This window comes from Enterobacter sp. IF2SW-B1, from assembly GCF_001743375.1.
GTDB lineage: Bacteria > Pseudomonadota > Gammaproteobacteria > Enterobacterales > Enterobacteriaceae > Enterobacter > Enterobacter bugandensis.
The window spans coordinates 32,573-33,072 of the sequence record NZ_MJAA01000016.1; the positions used below are offsets into that span (position 1 = coordinate 32,573).

General features: G+C 62.1%; 1 protein-coding gene. It reads left to right on the plus strand.

Annotated elements, in window-relative coordinates; all coding sequences use genetic code 11:
• A partial coding sequence (locus tag A6013_RS22960) for an Ig-like domain-containing protein (protein ID WP_175437395.1) occupies positions 1–500 on the plus strand: 500 nt, incomplete at both ends.

Genomic DNA, 500 nt, shown 5'->3' on the forward strand with positions numbered 1-500 from the left:
AATTTCAGGGCCGGCGAGGGGGTTATCCTTCCGGCAACGGCAACGACGGAGAAGGACGGCACCGTCACCGTCAGCCAGACCAGCCTGAAGGCCGGGGAGTTCCGGGTGGAGGCCACCACCGGCGATAACTGGACGCAGGCGAAGTCTGGCCWGGTGACGTTCACGGCTGACAACAGCACGGCAAAAGTCAGCGCGCTGGAGGTGATCGACAATAACGCCGCAGCAGACGGGACGGACACCACGCGCGTCAGGGTGACGGTGAARGACGCCCATGAGAACCCGGTTGYCGGGCAGGTGGTGAGTTTTGATGCCGGAACCGGCGTCATCATTCCGGCAACGGCAGAGACCGGGAAGGATGGTACCGTCACCGTCAGTCAGACCAGCCTGAAGGCCGGGGAGTTTCKGGTWWASGCGACCATTGGCGATAACTGGTTWCASGCTAATTCTGTTCTGGTGACGTTCACGGCTGACAGCAGCACGGCAAAAGTCAGCGCGCTGGA